Source organism: Psychrobacter sp. GW64-MNA-CIBAN-0177, from assembly GCF_040309585.1.
Lineage (GTDB): Bacteria > Pseudomonadota > Gammaproteobacteria > Pseudomonadales > Moraxellaceae > Psychrobacter > Psychrobacter okhotskensis.
In genome coordinates this window covers 1-293 of record NZ_JBEOOY010000119.1, presented here as the reverse complement: position 1 = coordinate 293, position 293 = coordinate 1, and the positions used below count along the sequence as shown (strand labels likewise).

The window sequence follows — 293 nt, the reverse complement described above, 5'->3', positions numbered from 1 at the left end:
CTCTGGGCCCATACGTAAAAGCTGTTTTTGTGCAGCGGGTAATTGCTCCCACTCTGCAAATGCATATTGGTAGGTTACTGAATCGCGCAGTAATGGTAAGTTACCTTCTGGCTCTGGTGTATCGAGTAATAAGTCGATTGCATCTTCAAGCGTTTGCGTAAACTCATTATCGCCGTAACCAATTTCTGTATAGGCATTATTAATAAGCGGTTTATATTCTTCAAATAAACGCACGGCTTGGGCGGCGCTCATACTAGTAAATATTTTTACATACGGGGTGTAACGTTCATAAC

The 293-nt window shown here is 42.0% G+C and carries 1 protein-coding gene; it reads right to left on the bottom strand.

Translation table 11 applies throughout. From position 1 onward, the window contains the following. The coding region (locus AAEY79_RS14425; RefSeq protein ID WP_352288964.1) for a DUF3014 domain-containing protein at window positions 1-293 on the bottom strand (293 nt) is incomplete at both ends.